The sequence below is a fragment of the Mesorhizobium sp. M0317 genome (assembly GCF_040321555.1).
GTDB lineage: Bacteria > Pseudomonadota > Alphaproteobacteria > Rhizobiales > Rhizobiaceae > Mesorhizobium.
This window is the reverse complement of sequence record NZ_JAMYRV010000007.1, coordinates 1-16,162: the sequence shown is the minus strand read 5'-3', so window position 1 is coordinate 16,162 and position 16,162 is coordinate 1. Positions and strand designations below refer to the sequence as shown.

The window sequence follows — 16,162 nt, the reverse complement described above, 5'->3', positions numbered from 1 at the left end:
TTCGCGACAAAGGCCGCGAATTCCCTACTAATTCCCCGCGCTCGCCATGCGCCGTCCCTTGATCGCCTTTTCCAGCCAGCCGATCTCCATCTCGGGAACGGACGACAGCAGCAGGTCGGTATAGGCGTCGAAGGGCGGCGTCAGCACCTTGCTCTTGGCGCCGTAGCGCACCACCTCGCCGCGGTACATCACCGCGATCGAATCGGCGATCGACTTCACCGTCGCCAGATCGTGAGTGATAAAGAGGTAGGCGACCTTCTCGTGCTGCTGCAGGTTGAGCAGCAGCTTGAGAATGCCGTTGGCCACCAGCGGGTCGAGCGCCGATGTCACCTCGTCGCAGATGATCAGCTTGGGCTTGGCGGCGAGCGAGCGGGCGATACAGACGCGCTGTTTCTGGCCTCCGGAGAGTTCGGCCGGATAACGATCGAGAAAGCCCTTGCCCATCTCGATCTCGTCGAGCAGTTCGGCGACGCGCTTGTCGCGCTCGCGGCCGCGTATGCCGAAGTAGAATTCCAGCGGCCGGCCGATGATGGTGCCGACGGTCTGGCGCGGGTTCATCGCCACGTCGGCCATCTGATAGATCATCTGCAACTGGCGCAGATCCTCCTTCGGCCGGTCGGCAAGCCGGTTGGCGAGCGGCCTGCCATCGAAGGTGACGGTGCCCTCCTCGGGCGGCAACAGCCCGGTGATAGCGCGCGCCAGCGTCGACTTGCCAGAGCCGGATTCACCGACGACCGCCAGCGTCTGTCCCGGATAGATGTCGACCGAGACGTTCTTCAGCACCTTGACGTGGCTGCCGCCGTAAGCGGCGGTGACGTTCTTGACCGACAGGAACGGCGCGGCGCCGGGCTTCTGCTCGGCATGCTCGATCTCATGCACCGAGACCAGCGCATTGGTGTATTCCTGGCGCGGCTCCTTGATGATCTGGCGAGTGCCGCCCCATTCGACCAGCCTGCCATGGCGCAGCACCATGATCTCGTCCGAGACCTGGGCGACGACGGCAAGATCGTGGGTAATGTAGAGCGCCGCGACATGGGTGTCGCGGATGGCGTCCTTGATCGCCGCCAGCACGTCGATCTGCGTCGTCACGTCGAGTGCCGTGGTCGGCTCGTCGAAGACGATCAGGTCAGGTTCCGAACACAGCGCCATAGCCGTCATCACGCGCTGCAACTGGCCGCCTGAGACCTGGTGCGGGAAGCGTTCGCCGATGATTTCGGGGTTTGGCAGGCTGAGCTTCTTGAACAACGCCACGGCACGTTTCTCGGCCTCGGCGCGTGTCGCCGTGCCGTGCAGCAGCGTTGCTTCCACCACCTGGTCCATCAGCTTGTGCGCCGGGTTGAAGGCGGCGGCCGCCGACTGCGCGACATAGCAGACCTCGCGGCCGCGCAATTTGCGGAAACCTTCCTTGCCGCCCTTGAGGATATCGCGGCCGTTGAGCAGCACCTCTCCGCCGGTGATGCGCACGCCGCCACGGCCATAGCCCATCGACGACAGCCCGATGGTCGACTTGCCGGCGCCGGACTCGCCGATCAGGCCGAGCACCTTGCCCTTTTCCAGCGTCAGCGAGACATCGTGGACCAGCACGATGTTCTTCGGCACCTCGCCGGGCGGAAACACTGTCGCCTCGATGCGCAGATTGCGGATATCGAGCAGCAGGCCGGGCTTTGCTTTTGTGTCAGCCATCACCCGCGTCCTCCCTTCAGGCTTGTCGTGCGGTTGAGCACCCAATCGGCGACCAGATTGACCGAAATCGCCAGTGCTGCGATCGCCGCGGCGGGGATGAGTGCCGCCCCGATACCGAAGACGATGCCGTCCTTGTTTTCCTTGACCATGCCGCCCCAGTCGGCATCCGGCGGTTGCACGCCGAGGCCGAGAAAGGACAGCGTCGACAAGAACAGCACCGCGTAGATGAAGCGCAGGCCAAGTTCCGAGACCAGCGGCGACAGCGCGTTGGGCAGGATCTCGCGGAAGATGATCCAGCCGCTGCCTTCGCCCCGCAGCTTGGCGGCCTCGACATAATCCATGACGTTGATGTCGACGGCCACCGCGCGCGACAGCCGGTAGACGCGGGTCGAGTCGAGGACGCCCATCACCAAGATCAGCGTCACCAGGTTGGTCGGCAGCACCGAAAGCACGACGAGCGCCATGATCAGGGTCGGGATCGACATCAGCAGATCGACAAGGCGCGACAGCAGCGTGTCGAACCAGCCGCCGAACACCGCCGCCGAAAAGCCGAGGATGGCGCCGAGCGAGAATGACAGCGCGGTGGCCAGCACCGCAATGAACAGCGTGATGCGAGCGCCGTAGATCATGCGCGACAGAAGATCGCGACCGAGATTGTCGGTGCCCAGCAAATGTGCCGCCGTCATCGGTTCCCAGACATCGCCGACGATTTCGGCATTGCCGTACGGTGTGATCAACGGTGCGAAAACTGCCGCCAGCACGAACATAGCCGTCAGCACGATGCCGATCAGCGCGGGAATGGGGATGCGTTTGATGTCGAGCATGCCCGCCGCCTATTTCGGATGTCTGAGGCGCGGATTGGCGACAATCGCCCCGATGTCCGCAATGATGTTCAGGCTGATATAGACGGCGGCGAAGACCAGGCCGACCGCCTGCACCACCGGCACGTCGCGCTTGGTGACGTGGTCGACCAGATATTGTCCCATGCCGGGATAGACGAAGATCACCTCGACCACGACGACGCCGACGATGAGGTAGGCGAGGTTGAGCATGACGACGTTGATGATCGGCGCTATGGCATTGGGGAAAGCATGCTTGCGGATGACGTTGAAGGCCGACAGGCCTTTCAGTTCTGCCGTCTCGACATAGGCCGACTGCATGACGTTGAGGATGGCCGCGCGGGTCATGCGCATCATATGCGCCAGCACAACCAGCGTCAGCGCGGTGGCTGGCAACGCGATCGCCTGCATGCGCTCGCCGAACGGCATGCCGTCATAGACCGTGGAAATGGCCGGGAACCATTGATACTTCACGGCAAAGAAATAGACGAGCACATAGCCGATGAAGAATTCCGGGAAAGATGTCGAGGCGAGCGCCAGGCCGGAGATCAGCTTGTCGACCCAGCCATTGCGGTAACGCACGGCGATCAGGCCGAGGATGATGGCCAGCGGCACGGCCACGATCGCAGCCCAGAAGGCGAGGAACAGCGTGTTCCACAGCCGCCCCTTGATCGACGTGGCAATATCCTGGCCGCTCGACATCGCCGTGCCAAGATCGCCGGTGAGCACACCGCCTAGCCAATGGAAATACCTGATGTAAGCCGGCTGATTCAGGCCGAGCTGCTCGCGCAAATTGGCGAGCGATTCCGGCGTCGCCGACTGTCCGAGAATGGCTTGCGCGACGTCGCCGGGCAGGATCTGGGTGCCGGCGAAGATCAGGACCGAAACGGCCAGCAAGAGGACGATGCCCAGCGCAACGCGCTGGGCCACAAGTTTCACGACGGGTGAGGACATATCCGCAAAGCCGGGCTCAGGCTTCGAGCCAGCACTTCGCCAGCGCGTAGCCGTTCATCAGCTCCTGATGCGGATCGTCGACCCAGCCGCCGACCTTGGCGCCTGTCGCATCGATGAACTGATTGAACATCGGCAGGATCAGGCCGCCCTCGTCGCGCACCAGCACGGCCATGTCGTGGTACATCTGCTTGCGCTTGGTCTCGTCGAGTTCGGCGCGTGCGGCCAGCACCAGCTTGTCGAAGTCCGGACGCTTGAAACGGGTGTCGTTCCAGTCGGCGGTCGACAGATAGGCGGTCGAGTACATCTGGTCCTGGGTCGATCGGCCGCCCCAATAGGAGGCGCAGAAGGGCTGCTTGTTCCAGACCTCGTTCCAGTAGCCGTCGCCGGGCTCGCGCTTGAGCTCGATCTTGATGCCGGCCTTGGCCGCGCTCTGCTGGAAGAGCTGCGAGGCGTCGACCGCGCCCGGGAAGGCGACGTCGGAGGTGCGCAGCAGCACGGTGCCGTCATGGCCCGACTTCTTGTAGTGGAACTTGGCCTTGTCGGGATCATATTTGCGCTGCTCGATCTCGGAAAACAGCGGATAGGACGAATTGATCGGGAAGTCGTTGCCGAGCGAGCCGTAGCCGCGCAGCACCTTGTTCAGCATCTCCTCACGGTCGATCGCGAGCTTCAGCGCCATGCGCAGGTCGCTGTTGTCGAAGGGCGCGGTGTTGCAATGCATGATGAAGACATAGTGGCCGGGGCCGGCATGGTTGCGGATGGTGACGCCCGGTACACGCTTGATCAGGTCGACGATCTTCGGCTCGACGCGGTTGATCATGTTGACCTGGCCGCCCTGCAGGGCCGCCGTGCGCGCGGTCGCGTCGTTGATAACGATGATCTCGATCTGGTCGGCATGGCCCATCTTGTCGGCCTGCCAGTAATTGGCGAAGCGCTCGCCGCCATGGCGCACGCCGGGCTCGTTGGTGGTGACCTTGTAGGGTCCTGCCGAGATGCCGGCATCCGCCTTGTCCTTGCCGCCGTTGGGCTGGACGATGAGGTGGTAGTCGCTAAGGAGATAGGGAAGGTCGGCGTTGGCCTCCTTCAACGTAAGGACGACTTCCTTGCCACTGGCCTTGATGCTGTCGATGCCCTTCATGTAGCCCAGCGCGCCGGACTTCGACTTTTCATCGGAATGGCGCTCGAGCGTTGCCGCCACATCCTCAGCGGTCACCGTCTTGCCGTTGTGGAATTCGACGCCGTCTCGGATTTTCAGCGTCCACACCTTGGCGTCGTCCGACGAGCCGATCTCTTCGGCGATGCGGTTCTCGAGCTTGCCTTCCGGAGACAGCTCGACGATCAGTTCGCCCCACATCTTGCCAAAGGCGAACGGCACTTGCGTCATGAACAAAGCCGGGTCCAGGCTGTTCGTGGATTCGCCGCCGACGAGGCCGGCCTTCAGCGTGCCGCCCTTGACCGGGCCTTCCGCACGAGCCGCACTGGAAAGCAGCATATTGGCGAAGGGCGCTGTGACGCCGAGTGCGGCGGCGCGGCCGAGGAAATCACGACGGCTCAGCTTGCCGGACGCAACGCGCCGGCTCAGATATTCGAGTTCGTTGGACATTTGAGTTCCTCACTCTGTTGGTTCGACCTTATGGTCGTTTTTTGCTTGTTGTTACCAAAGGGATATTGACCGGAAGGCAAAGCGGTAAGCAAGACGGAATGCGACATGCCGTGGCGTAAATCGTGCGTCGCAACTGGACCAGTCGGGTGGACGCTCAGAGCAGGTCGCGCGGGATCGTCTCTTCGAAATCGCGTTCGAAAACCAGCGTTTCGCCCTCATAGGCTTCGATTCTGGCGCTGACGATGAAGTTTTGCGCATCGCAGCGCATTTCAGCCGACGTCTCGGTGCGCACCGACCATCCGTTTCGCGACAAGGTCTGCGTCCAGTGCGTGCGGCCCGAGGCAGACAGCGGGTCGTCGGGGTGGATCGTCCAGCTCTCGCGGGCAATGCTGCCATTGGCCAGTCCATGCGCGAGATCGCGCACTTCTCCGAAATCATCCGTGATCGACAGCGTGACGATGCCGGTCTTCTCATCGCGATCGACGTGACGCTCGGAATTCGCTGCACGAACTGTCTCGGTTGCCCAGGGTGTTGCGCCTTCGGGAGACTGGAACGAGGTCTCGTCGCTTTTTGCGAGCGGGCGCAGCGGCAGCCTCAGCGTCGCCGCTGAAAGGTCGAGCCGCACCGGTTCCGGCGACGGCCAGATCATCGGCCAGTAAGCGTTGGAAACAGCGATGCGCAGGCGGTGTCCGGCCGGCACGCGGTAGGCGCACTGGTCGAGAATAACGCGCGCCGAAACCGTTTCGCCCGGCACCAGCGCTTGCGGCTGTTCGTGCGAAGAACGATGCGTCAGGTTGAGCACGCCGTAGGAGATCAGTTCCGAGGCGCCGTCGGGGTGCACGTCGCACAGTCGAACCGCGATGTTCGCCTGCGGGCGATCGGACGACACCCGGATGAGAAGCTCCGGCGCGCCGACGATGTCGAGTGTCTCGGCAAGCACAGGCTGATCGAAGCAGACGGACAGCGCATCGTCCGGGCGCTGGTCGCCCGGCAGTTCCGGGCCAAAGGTGAAGGGAAAATATTCCCCGCCGGCGAGCCCGCAGCTTTGCGGGGTCGCCACGATCGCCGGCCTGACGCCGTCAGCAATGAGTTCGATCGCCCCGACCATGATGTTGGGAGACGGCCATTCCTGTTCGGCCACCCAACGGCCCGGCCGCTCCGGGTGCCAGCGCGCCGGCCGCACACTGTCCATGACATAGGCGCGGTAGTCCGGGTCGGCCTCGACGCCGGTGTCGACGCCCTTCAACCAGCTGTCCCACCAGCGCAACGCCTCCTGCAGGAAGCCGATGGCGGGTTTGGGTTCGGCATAATGCGGGTATTTGTGGATCCATGGCCCGACAATGCCCTTCACCGGCGCCTGGATGTTGGTGACCAGATGCGAAATCGTGTTGCGGTAGCCGTCATGCCAGCCGCCGATCGACAGCACGGCGGCTTTGACCGCGGAGAAATCCTCGCAGATCGAACCGCGTTTCCAATAGGCGTCGCGATGCTGATGGCTGAGCCAGAGCGGCAGAAGGAAAGACTGGTTCTCCAGCCGCGTCAGCCAGAGGTCGCGCCAGCGATTGTCGCCCGCAATCAGCGGATCCGGCGGTCGCGACGAATAGGACAACATGGTCGAGGCCCAGCCGAAATTTTCCGTCAAAAGGCAGCCGCCCTTGTAGTGGATATCGTCGGCGTAGCGGTCGACGGTCGAGCACAGGCTGATCACCGCCTTCAGCGCCGGCGGCTGCTTGGCCGCCACCTGCAGGCAGTTGAAGCCACCCCAGGAAATGCCCATCATGCCGACACTGCCGTTGCACCAGGGCTGTGCTGCCGCCCAGGCAATCACATCGCAGGCGTCCTGCAATTCCTGCTCGGAATATTCGTCGTCCATCAGACCTTCGGAATCGCCATTGCCGCGCATGTCGACGCGGATCGAGGCGTAGCCGTGGCCGGCAAAATAGGGATGCGTCAGCTGATCGCGAAAGATGGTGCCGTCGCGCTTGCGGTAGGGCAGGTGCTCGAGGATCGCCGGCACCGGATCGCTGCTGGCGTCCTCCGGCATCCAAACCCGCGCCGACAGCCGGCAACCATCCGGCATGACGATGCCCATATCGGGGAATTCGACGACCTTGCGGGGAAATTCGGTGATGGTTTTCATGCGATGCTCCAGGATGTCAGTGACGCATGGAGCGGGCATGTCATGAAGTCAAACGGGCGACGGCCGGTGTCGCCGCGACGACGCCACGATATGTAGCCCGATTGTTTTGCCCTGATGTTGCAGGATTATAATTAATGTATTACATTTATTAACTGAACCCAACGTGATGAGGATTTCGCCTGAAAATCGTTTGGGATGAGCCAAAGCGCGTGACGAACCTGGACAGCCGGGGTCTCGATTTTGCCGAACTCGATATTGAGTTTTTTTGCGACTTCAACCGTCCTTCCAGCCAAGGCCGACCGGTTCAAGGCAATTGGCGAATTCGGAGAGATCATCCTGGCCGTGATTTTCAAGCCGCTTGGTTCGGAGTCGATTTCGGTGATCTCGATGCGCCGTGCCAGCCGAAAGGAAAGGTCAATATATGAACAATCCTAAATCGCGTGTTCGACCGCTTACCGATGCGGAGGAAGTGGAAATTCAAAGACAAATTGTTGATGATCCCGACGATGCGGAGACGACAGACGAACAGTTGGCGCAAGCCAGGCCTTTCGCGGAAGTGTTTCCAGAACTTTTCGAGAGCATAAGGCGTGCTCGTGGCCGGCCAGCCGTGGAGAAGCCTAAGCAAGTCGTGTCCATCCGTCTGGATCAGGATGTCATCAGTAAATTCAAGGCGACCGGCAAGGGCTGGCAGGCCAGGATCAACGAGGTGCTGAAAAACGCGAAGGTAGGCTAGGCAATCCGCGTCAGTTCAGCGGAATGTCGTTTTCGGCCTTGCGCGCCTGATAAGCGCCGGACAGTTCGTCGTAGCGGGCGGAAATATTGCCGATCCTTGCCTCAAGCCGGCCGCGCTCGGCCTCGGGCAGCGCCCGCACCAGCCTGCGAATGGAAAAACTCTTCCAATAAGCGTTCTCGGCATTGTAGCCGCCGGGATCAAGAGTGAAGACCTCTTTCAGGATTTTCAGATCGTGCGGGATCGCAAAGCTGTCGCGTGAATCCTCGTGGCTGAAGAGGTAGTAGAAATTGTCGAAGCCGGTCCAGGTGATCGCCGACAGGCAGAGCGAGCAGGGCTCATGCGTGGCGATGAAGATGGCGTCCTTGGTGTCGACGCGCTCGGCTTTCGGCATTTCATAGAAACGCTTCAGGCAGTGCACCTCGCCATGCCAGAGCGGATTTTCCATCTCGTTGTTGGTTTCGGCCAGCACCAGCGAGCGGTCGCCCTTCCGCAGGATGGCGGCGCCGAACAGCTTGTTCCCATGGGCCACGCCCTCTGCCGTTTTCGGCACGATGTCGTGCTCGATGACATCGAGCAGGCGGTCGATCAGCGATATGTCGGTCATTTCTCAGGTCTCGTTGGGGAGATGGATTTCGTAGGGGTGCGAGAAATGGAACTCTTCGACGTTGGAGCCGTCACCGCCGCGGTCGACGATGACGAAATCCTGCGCTTCGCCGAGCGGCGTCAGCACGCCGTGCCAGAGATTGCGCGGATAGTTGACGCCTTGTCCGGGTGCGGTGATGAAGGCGTGCGGCTCGCCCGGACCGTCCTTGCCGTCATGGCAGACGACGACCAGGAAAGGCCGCGGTGACAGCGGGATGAACGCCTGGCTGCCTAAGGGATGGCGCTCGACCATGGTCAGCTTCAGCGGCAGGTCGTAAGGCGTGCCGCGCGCCATCGAGATCAGCACGCAGGCATTCGGTCCTGCGGCTTCAGCGGTGGCGAGATTGTGGTAGCGCTCGGTCTTGCCGCCATTGATCGGGTAGTGATTGCCGCCGCCCATGTCGATGACATCGCCGAAGCCGGCAAAGCTTTCGCGGGTCAGCGGCCGCGCTGTGATGCGGGTCACCGCGCGCGACCGCCAATGCCCGCCCCGCCGAGCTTGGCGTGCCGGTTGACGTCCTTGTAAAGGAGATAGCGGAATTTGCCTGGGCCGCCCGCGTAGCAGGCCTGCGGGCAGAAGGCGCGCAGCCACATGAAGTCGCCGGCCTCGACCTCGACCCAGTCCTGGTTGAGGCGGTAGACCGCCTTGCCTTCCAAGACATAGAGCCCGTGCTCCATGACATGCGTCTCGGCAAACGGGATGACGGCGCCGGGCTCGAGTGTGACGATGGTGACATGCATGTCGTGGCGAATGTCGGCCGGATCGACGAAACGGGTCGTCGCCCAGCGGCCCTCGGTGCCGGGCATCGGCGTTGGCGCCACTTGCTGGTCACTGCTGAACAGGGCTTCCGGCGCGTCGATGCCGTCGACGGGCTCATAGGCCTTCCTGATCCAGTGGAAGCGTACGGCGTCGCGACCTTCGTTGCGCACCGTCCAGCCGCTGTCCGGCGGCAGGAAGGCAAAACCGCCGGCTTGCAGCACGTGCTTCTTGCCGGCCAGCGAAACGGTCAACTCGCCCTCAACCACGAACAGCACGCCCTCGGCGCCGGCGTCCGGCTCGGGCCGGTCGCTGCCGCCGCCAGGCAGGATCTCGACGATGTACTGCGAAAATGTCTCAGCAAAGCCCGACAGCGGCCTCGCGATGATCCAGGCCCTGGTCTCGTCCCAGAACGGCAGTGGGCTGGTGACGATGTCCTGCATCACCCCCTTGGGGATGACGGCATACGCTTCGGTGAAGACGGCGCGGCCGGTCAAAAGCTCATTTTGGCCAGGATGGCCGCCACGCGGCGCATAGTAGGTTTTCTGGTCAGTCTTGATCATATCCATAGGTCCTGACCCCTCGGTCATTTCATTAGAGCGGGAGCATGTCTTTCAGGCGGAGCAGCGCGATGCGCTCGACCTGTTTGCAGGCGGTATCGAGTTCGATGCCGCGGCTGTTGCCGATGCGCGCCTCGAACTCGGCGAGGATCTCCTCCTTGGTCTTGCCCCGCACCGCGATGATGAAGGGGAAGCCGAAGGTGGTGACGTAAGCGGCGTTGAGCTTGGAAAACAGCTCGCGCTCCTTGTCGGTCAGCGCGTCGAGGCCGGCGGAGGCCTGCTCGCGTGTGGATTCCGCAGTGAGGCGTCTCGCTTCGGCCAGTTTGCCAGCGAGATCGGGATGGGCGTTGAGGACGCCGATCCGCTCGGTTTCGCTGGCGGCGCGGAAGACGCGGCAGAGCGCATTGTGCAGGCCGCCGGCGCTGTCATGCGCCGGCCCAAGCTCCAGCTCATAGGCACGTTCGGCGATCCAGGGCGAATGTTCGAACACGCCGCCGAAAGTGTCGACGAAGGTCTCGAACGCCATCTTCGACGGCTTGAGCGCCGCCGGCTGGTAGGGGTGGTTCTCCTGCCAGTGCCTGGCGATATCGATGCGCCGTGCCAGCCAGACCTTGTGGTGCGATCTGACATAGTCGACGAAGCGCTTCAGCGCCGCCACCCGCCCGGGACGTCCGACGAGGCGGCAATGCAGGCCGATATTCATCATCCGCGGCCGGCCCGCTTTGCCCTCGGCATAGAGCGTGTCGAAACTGTCCTTCAAATAGGCGAAGAACTGGTCGCCGGAATTGAATCCCTGCGGCGTGGCGAAACGCATGTCGTTGGCATCGAGCGTGTAGGGGATGACGAGTTGCGCGCCGCCGCTGTGCTCGAACCAGTAGGGCAGTTCGTCGTCATAAGTGTCCGACACATAGTCGAAGCCGCCCTCTTCGGCCACCAACCGCACCGTATTGACCGAGGTGCGGCCGGTGTACCAGCCGGTCGGTCGTTGGCCCGTCACCTCGTAGTGCAGCTTGATCGCCGCTTCGAGGTCGCGGCGCTCGTCCTCGGCGCTGTGGTCGCGGTAGTCGATCCATTTCAGGCCGTGCGAGGCCATTTCCCAGCCGGCCTCCTGCATCGCCGCCACCTGGTCGGGCGACCGGGCTAATGCTGAGGCGACCCCGTAGCAGGTCACCGGCACTTGCGCCTCGCTGAACAGGCGCAGCAGCCGCCAGAAGCCTGCCCGCGCGCCATATTCGTAGATCGATTCCATGTTCCAGTGGCGCTGGCCGACCCAGGGCGCGGCGCCGACGATTTCCGACAGGAAGGCTTCCGAGGCCTTGTCGCCGTGCAGCACGCAGTTCTCGCCGCCTTCCTCGTAGTTGACGACGAATTGGACGGCCACATGCGCACCGCCCGGCCATTTCGGATCCGGCGGATTGGCTCCGTAGCCGCGCATGTCTCTAGAGTAACGCATTGCCCCTCCCCGCCGGACGCTGCCGGAAGTTATGATCAGGATAGTCGAAAGGGTTGCTCGCGCATTCCCCCGAAATTTTTGAAAGTGTTTTTGTGCCACTCCGCTCGACCGGGACTTATGCATCGCCTTTAATTGGCGCACAATTCACTGCTTTGTTCGGCTGTATCGGAAATGGGAGGCGCCAGTGGCAGAAACGTCGAAAGCCGATGGCGGACGTCTGACGACGCATGTGCTCGACACCGCGACCGGCAAGCCGGCGGCGGGCCTGTCGATCGCGCTTTATCATCTTGAGAGCGACGCGCGGATACATTTGAAGACCGTCGTCACAAATGCCGACGGCCGCTGCGATGCGCCGCTGCTGGCAGGAGCGGAATTCCGCCTCGGCGAATACGAACTGGTGTTCGCCGCCGGTGACTATCTACGCGGCCAGGGCACCAAACTGCCGGAACCGGCCTTCCTCGACAGTGTGCCGATCCGCTTCGGCATGGCGGAATCCGTGCATTATCACGTGCCGTTGCTTATCTCTCCTTATGGCTACTCGACCTACAGGGGGAGCTGACGCATGGCCAAGATCACCATACGCAACGAGATCCGCTTCATCCTCAATGGCAGGGATGTCGCGCTGTCGTCGGTGGCGCCCGACGCGACCTTGCTCGACTGGTTGCGGCTCGACCGCTCGCTGCGCGGCACCAAGGAAGGCTGCGCCGAGGGCGATTGCGGCGCCTGCACGGTCCTGGTCGGAAAATTGTCCGCCGGCAAGCTGGTTTATGAAAGCGTCAACGCCTGCATCCGTTTCCTCGGTTCGCTCGACGGCACCCATGTCGTCACCGTCGAGCATCTGCGCGGCGCGCCTGGCCAATTGCATCCGGTGCAGCAGGCGATGGTCGATTTCCACGCTTCGCAATGCGGCTTCTGCACGCCGGGCTTCGTCATGTCGCTCTACGGCTTGTGGATGAAGTCGCCGGACCCGTCGAATGCGGCGATCGAGAAGGCCTTGCAAGGCAATCTTTGCCGCTGCACCGGCTATGAGGCAATCATGCGCGCCGCGCGTGCCATCTCCAGCTACGGCAAGGCGGCGAAGGATCCGCTGGCGGCCGAGCGCAAGGCGATCACCGCCAGGCTCGAGGCTATGCATGACGGTGCCCGCGTCGAAATCGGCGCCGGCAAGCTGAGGTTGATCGTCCCGGCCAACGCCGATGATTTCGCCGCTGTACTGGATAAGGAACCCGACGCCACTGTTGTCGCCGGCTCGACCGACGTCGGCCTGTGGGTCACCAAGCACATGCGCGACATCTCACCGGTAGTCTTCATCGGCAATCTCGAGGGGCTGTGCGCGATCTCCGAAGACAATGACGTCATCACCATCGGCGCCGGCGTTACCTACACCGACGCCTTCGCGACACTGGCCAAGCGCATCCCCGCGCTCGGGCCATTGTTCGACCGCATCGGCGGCGAACAGGTACGAAACATGGGCACCATCGGCGGCAACATCGCCAATGGCTCGCCGATCGGCGACACGCCGCCGCCCCTGATCGCGCTTGGTGCGCAACTGACGCTGCGCCGCGGCAAGAAGCGGCGCACCATCGCGCTCGAGGATTTCTTCATCGCCTATGGCAAGCAGGACCGGCAGCCAGGCGAATTCGTCGAGGCCGTGCACGTTCCCGTGCCGGCCAAGGGCACGAAGTTTGCCGTCTACAAGATCACCAAGCGCCGCGACGAGGACATCACCGCAGCCCTTGGCGCCTTTTTCCTCGACTTGGCCAAGGACGGAACCGTGGCCGATATATGCATCGCCTATGGCGGCATGGCGGCCACCCCGAAGCGGGCTTTCGGTGTCGAAAAAGCGCTGCTCGGCAAGCCGTGGACGGAGACAACGGTGGAAGCGGCCATGGCTGAATATGCCGGCGATTTCACCCCGCTGACCGATATGCGGGCATCGGCCGAGTACCGGGCGCTGGCGGCCAGGAACCTGCTGCTGCGCTTTTTTGCCGAAACCAGCGGCAGCAAGGCGCCGTTCCAGGTGTCACGCAACGAGGCGGCCTGATGAACAAGCACGCCTCTCCAGATCTCAAGGCGCAGAAGATTTCCGGTGGCGTCGCCGCCGACCAGCGCCACGATTCCGCGCACAAGCATGTCAGCGGCAGCGCGGTCTATATCGACGATATGCCGGAACCGGCGGGCATGCTGCATGGCTGCCTCGGCCTGTCCACGGCGACGCATGCGACGATCAGCAAAATGGATCTGTCGGCGGTGCGCGCGGCGCCGGGCGTCGTCGATGTGCTGACGGCCAAGGACGTTCCGGGCGAAAATGACATTTCGCCGACCGGTCGACACGACGAGCCGGTGCTGGCCGACGACAAGGTGCAGTTTTATGGTCAGCCGATCTTCTGCGTTATTGCCAAGACGCGCGAACAGGCGCGCCGCGCCACCCGGCTGGCCAAGGTCGAATACAGTCCATTGCCTTTCGTCACCGACATTGGCGATCTCGACCCCCGCAAGGACAAGCTGGTCACGCCGCCGCTCACGCTGAAGCGTGGCGATGCCGCTGCCGCGATCAAGGCGGCGCCCCGCCGGCTGAAGGGCAAGATGCGCATCGGCGGCCAAGAGCATTTCTATCTCGAAGGCCATATCGCAGTGGCCATTCCTGGCGAGGACCAGGACGTCACCATCTATTCCTCGACCCAGCATCCGAGCGAAGTCCAGCATATGGTCAGCCATGCGCTGGGCGTGCCGAGCAACGCCATCACAGTGGAAATCCGCCGCATGGGTGGCGGCTTCGGCGGGAAGGAGACGCAAGGCAACCAGTTTGCGGCATTGGCTGCGATCGCCGCCAAGAAACACCATCGCGCGGTCAAGATCCGGCCCGACCGTGACGACGACATGATTGCCACCGGCAAGCGCCATGACTTCCTCGTCGACTACGAAGTAGGTTTCGACGACGCCGGCAACATTCTTGGCGTCGACTTCATGTTCGCGGCGCGTTGCGGCTTTTCCTCGGACCTGTCCGGACCGGTCACCGACCGCGCGCTGTTCCATTGCGACAACACCTATTTCTGGCCGGCGGTGCATGCGCAATCGGCGCCGCTTTACACCAACACCGTGTCGAACACGGCGTTTCGCGGCTTCGGCGGCCCGCAGGGCATGGTCGGCGCCGAACGGGTCATCGACGAGGTTGCCTTTGCCGTCGGCAAGGACCCGCTCGAAATCCGCAAGCAGAATTTTTATGGCACCAGTGGTGATAAAGACGGGGGCCGCAACGTCACCCCTTATCACCAGACGGTCGAGGACAACATCATCCACCGCATCGTCGCCGAGCTGGAGGCGAGCGCCGACTATGCGGGGCGCCGCCGCATCATCCAGGCCTTCAACGCCAACAGCCGCTTCATCAAGCGCGGCCTGGCGCTGACGCCGGTCAAATTCGGCATCTCTTTCACAGCCACCCACTACAACCAGGCCGGCGCGCTGGTGCATGTCTACACAGACGGTTCGGTGCATCTGAATCACGGCGGCACCGAGATGGGGCAAGGCCTCTACGTCAAGGTGGCGCAGGTGGTGGCGGAAGAGTTCCAGATCGACCTCGACCAGGTCAAGATCACCGCGACGACCACCGGCAAGGTGCCCAACACTTCGGCCACCGCGGCGTCGTCCGGCACCGACCTCAACGGCATGGCGGCGCAGAACGGCGCCCGCCAGATCAAGGAACGGCTGACCGACTTCGCCGCCGAAAAATACCAGGTGCCGCGCGAGCAGGTGCTTTTCCTGCCGAACCGGGTGCGCATCGGCAACCAGGAGATCGCCTTCACCGACCTTGTCAAGCAGGCCTATATGGCCCGCATCCAACTGTCGGCGGCGGGTTTTTACAAGACGCCGAAAATCCACTGGAACCGTGACAAGGGCGAGGGCCGTCCGTTCTATTATTTCGCCTATGGCGCCTCGTGCTCGGAAGTCTCGGTCGACACGCTGACCGGCGAATATGTCGTCGAGCGCACCGACATATTGCATGAAACCGGCCGCTCGCTGAACCGCGCCATCGATCTCGGCCAGATCGAGGGCGGCTTCATCCAGGGCATGGGCTGGCTGACGACGGAGGAGCTGTGGTGGGACGACAAGGGCCGGCTGCGCACGCATGCGCCGTCGACCTATAAGATCCCGCTCGCGTCCGACCGGCCGAAGATATTCAACGTCACGCTGGCCGACTGGCCGGAGGCCAACGAGCCGACGGTGCACCGTTCCAAGGCGGTCGGCGAACCGCCCTTCCCGCTCGGCATGTCTGTGCTGCATGCGCTGTCGGACGCGGTGGCAAGTGTGGCCGATCATAAGGTCTGTCCGCGTCTCGACGCTCCTGCAACACCAGAACGGGTGCTGATGGCGATCGAACGGCTGAAGGGTGAAGCCAAGAATAGCGCCTGACTCTGACCTGGATTCTGGCAAAACGTGCAATTCAGACTGAAAAACCCTATATTTCCCGTACGGGAATGCGAAATATGAAGTCGAAAGTGCAAAGCCTCAGAGCTTTTCTCGCCAGCGCCGGCCGGCTTGCTCTGGTCGAAGTGGCCGGCACCAAAGGCTCGACTCCGCGCGAGAAGGGCGCCTTCATGCTCGTATCGCAGGCGGCGATTTTTGGCACGATCGGCGGCGGTCAGCTCGAGTACATGGCGATCGACAAGGCGAGGCAGATGGTGGGGTCTTCACCCTCCCCCTTGTGGGGAGGGTCGGGGGGGGGGGGGGGGGGGCGGGGCGGGGGGGGGGGGGGGGGGGCGGGGCGCGCGCCGGCGGCGGCGGGGGCGGCGGGGCGGGG

14 protein-coding genes and 1 pseudogene are annotated in these 16,162 nt (G+C 63.0%); 6 read left to right on the top strand and 9 right to left on the bottom strand.

Going from position 1 to position 16,162, the window contains the following annotated elements:
• Positions 1-27: 27 nt before the first annotated feature.
• From NKI88_RS08130 to NKI88_RS08110, 5 genes are all read right to left on the bottom strand, one after another.
• A complete protein-coding gene (locus tag NKI88_RS08130) occupies positions 28-1,683 on the bottom strand; it encodes an ABC transporter ATP-binding protein (protein WP_352535465.1) in 1,656 nt (551 codons plus the stop codon).
• Positions 1,683-2,507, bottom strand: coding sequence for an ABC transporter permease (locus NKI88_RS08125; RefSeq protein WP_352654545.1), 825 nt, complete (start codon positions 2,505-2,507; stop codon positions 1,683-1,685). Before NKI88_RS08125 ends, NKI88_RS08130 begins: the two co-directional genes overlap by 1 nt.
• Before the next feature lie 9 nt (positions 2,508-2,516).
• A complete protein-coding gene (locus NKI88_RS08120) occupies positions 2,517-3,476 on the bottom strand; it encodes an ABC transporter permease (protein WP_023671388.1) in 960 nt (319 codons plus the stop codon).
• 16 nt (positions 3,477-3,492) lie between these two features.
• Entirely contained in the window at positions 3,493-5,079 is a 1,587-nt protein-coding gene (locus tag NKI88_RS08115; RefSeq protein WP_023671387.1) for an ABC transporter substrate-binding protein, read from the bottom strand.
• A gap of 154 nt (positions 5,080-5,233) precedes the next feature.
• On the bottom strand, positions 5,234-7,219 hold the full coding sequence (locus NKI88_RS08110; RefSeq protein ID WP_352461201.1) for a CocE/NonD family hydrolase: 1,986 nt from the start codon (positions 7,217-7,219) through the stop codon (positions 5,234-5,236).
• Positions 7,220-7,398: 179 nt separating this feature from the next.
• Here NKI88_RS08110 and NKI88_RS08105 point away from each other — a divergent pair.
• Positions 7,399-7,654, top strand: a pseudogene (locus NKI88_RS08105) (BrnT family toxin).
• The gene (locus tag NKI88_RS08100) at positions 7,641-7,952 is read left to right on the top strand and encodes a BrnA antitoxin family protein (protein WP_023671384.1); all 312 of its coding nucleotides are present in this window, start codon (positions 7,641-7,643) and stop codon (positions 7,950-7,952) included. Before NKI88_RS08105 ends, NKI88_RS08100 begins: the two are co-directional and overlap by 14 nt.
• Before the next feature lie 10 nt (positions 7,953-7,962).
• On the opposite strand, the gene NKI88_RS08095 is transcribed toward NKI88_RS08100, so the two are convergent.
• Genes NKI88_RS08095 through puuE form a run of 4 tightly spaced genes read right to left on the bottom strand, consistent with a single transcriptional unit; the run spans position 7,963 to position 11,364 of the window.
• Positions 7,963-8,556, bottom strand: a complete 594-nt coding sequence (locus tag NKI88_RS08095) for a nucleoside deaminase (RefSeq protein WP_023683488.1) — start codon at positions 8,554-8,556, stop codon at positions 7,963-7,965.
• Between the two features lie 3 nt (positions 8,557-8,559).
• Complete coding sequence (locus tag NKI88_RS08090) at positions 8,560-9,060, bottom strand: ureidoglycolate lyase (RefSeq protein WP_352654543.1); 501 nt, start codon at positions 9,058-9,060, stop codon at positions 8,560-8,562.
• Positions 9,057-9,914 carry a bifunctional allantoicase/(S)-ureidoglycine aminohydrolase gene (locus NKI88_RS08085; RefSeq protein WP_502909438.1) on the bottom strand — a complete coding sequence of 286 codons (858 nt, stop codon included), beginning with the start codon at positions 9,912-9,914 and terminating at the stop codon, positions 9,057-9,059. The genes NKI88_RS08090 and NKI88_RS08085 overlap by 4 nt, the downstream gene beginning before the upstream one ends.
• Before the next feature lie 31 nt (positions 9,915-9,945).
• Positions 9,946-11,364, bottom strand: a complete 1,419-nt coding sequence (gene puuE / locus NKI88_RS08080) for an allantoinase PuuE (RefSeq protein ID WP_352654539.1) — start codon at positions 11,362-11,364, stop codon at positions 9,946-9,948.
• Positions 11,365-11,548: 184 nt separating this feature from the next.
• Here puuE and uraH point away from each other — a divergent pair, with 184 nt between their 5' ends.
• The 4 genes from uraH to NKI88_RS08060 all read left to right on the top strand — a co-directional run.
• A complete protein-coding gene (uraH, locus tag NKI88_RS08075) occupies positions 11,549-11,923 on the top strand; it encodes a hydroxyisourate hydrolase (protein ID WP_023694734.1) in 375 nt (124 codons plus the stop codon).
• A 3-nt stretch (positions 11,924-11,926) separates the two neighbouring features.
• On the top strand, positions 11,927-13,408 hold the full coding sequence (gene xdhA / locus NKI88_RS08070; RefSeq protein WP_023746345.1) for a xanthine dehydrogenase small subunit: 1,482 nt from the start codon (positions 11,927-11,929) through the stop codon (positions 13,406-13,408).
• Positions 13,408-15,774, top strand: coding sequence for a xanthine dehydrogenase molybdopterin binding subunit (xdhB, locus tag NKI88_RS08065; RefSeq protein WP_023671377.1), 2,367 nt, complete (start codon positions 13,408-13,410; stop codon positions 15,772-15,774). Before xdhA ends, xdhB begins: the two co-directional genes overlap by 1 nt.
• A 74-nt stretch (positions 15,775-15,848) precedes the next feature.
• Positions 15,849-16,162, top strand: a 314-nt coding sequence (locus NKI88_RS08060; RefSeq protein WP_352654537.1) for an XdhC family protein, incomplete at its 3' end; no start/stop codon positions are given.

What these genes read in the sequence shown, in the direction of transcription:
- NKI88_RS08130 (WP_352535465.1), bottom strand. Translation starts at nt 1,683, where the DNA reads ATGGCTGACACAAAAGCAAAGCCCGGCCTGCTGCTCGATATCCGCAAT.
- NKI88_RS08125 (WP_352654545.1), bottom strand. Translation starts at nt 2,507, where the DNA reads ATGCTCGACATCAAACGCATCCCCATTCCCGCGCTGATCGGCATCGTG.
- NKI88_RS08120 (WP_023671388.1), bottom strand. Translation starts at nt 3,476, where the DNA reads ATGTCCTCACCCGTCGTGAAACTTGTGGCCCAGCGCGTTGCGCTGGGC.
- NKI88_RS08115 (WP_023671387.1), bottom strand. Translation starts at nt 5,079, where the DNA reads ATGTCCAACGAACTCGAATATCTGAGCCGGCGCGTTGCGTCCGGCAAG.
- NKI88_RS08110 (WP_352461201.1), bottom strand. Translation starts at nt 7,219, where the DNA reads ATGAAAACCATCACCGAATTTCCCCGCAAGGTCGTCGAATTCCCCGAT.
- NKI88_RS08100 (WP_023671384.1), top strand. Translation starts at nt 7,641, where the DNA reads ATGAACAATCCTAAATCGCGTGTTCGACCGCTTACCGATGCGGAGGAA.
- NKI88_RS08095 (WP_023683488.1), bottom strand. Translation starts at nt 8,556, where the DNA reads ATGACCGACATATCGCTGATCGACCGCCTGCTCGATGTCATCGAGCAC.
- NKI88_RS08085 (WP_502909438.1), bottom strand. Translation starts at nt 9,914, where the DNA reads ATGATCAAGACTGACCAGAAAACCTACTATGCGCCGCGTGGCGGCCAT.
- puuE (WP_352654539.1), bottom strand. Translation starts at nt 11,364, where the DNA reads ATGCGTTACTCTAGAGACATGCGCGGCTACGGAGCCAATCCGCCGGAT.
- xdhA (WP_023746345.1), top strand. Translation starts at nt 11,927, where the DNA reads ATGGCCAAGATCACCATACGCAACGAGATCCGCTTCATCCTCAATGGC.
- xdhB (WP_023671377.1), top strand. Translation starts at nt 13,408, where the DNA reads ATGAACAAGCACGCCTCTCCAGATCTCAAGGCGCAGAAGATTTCCGGT.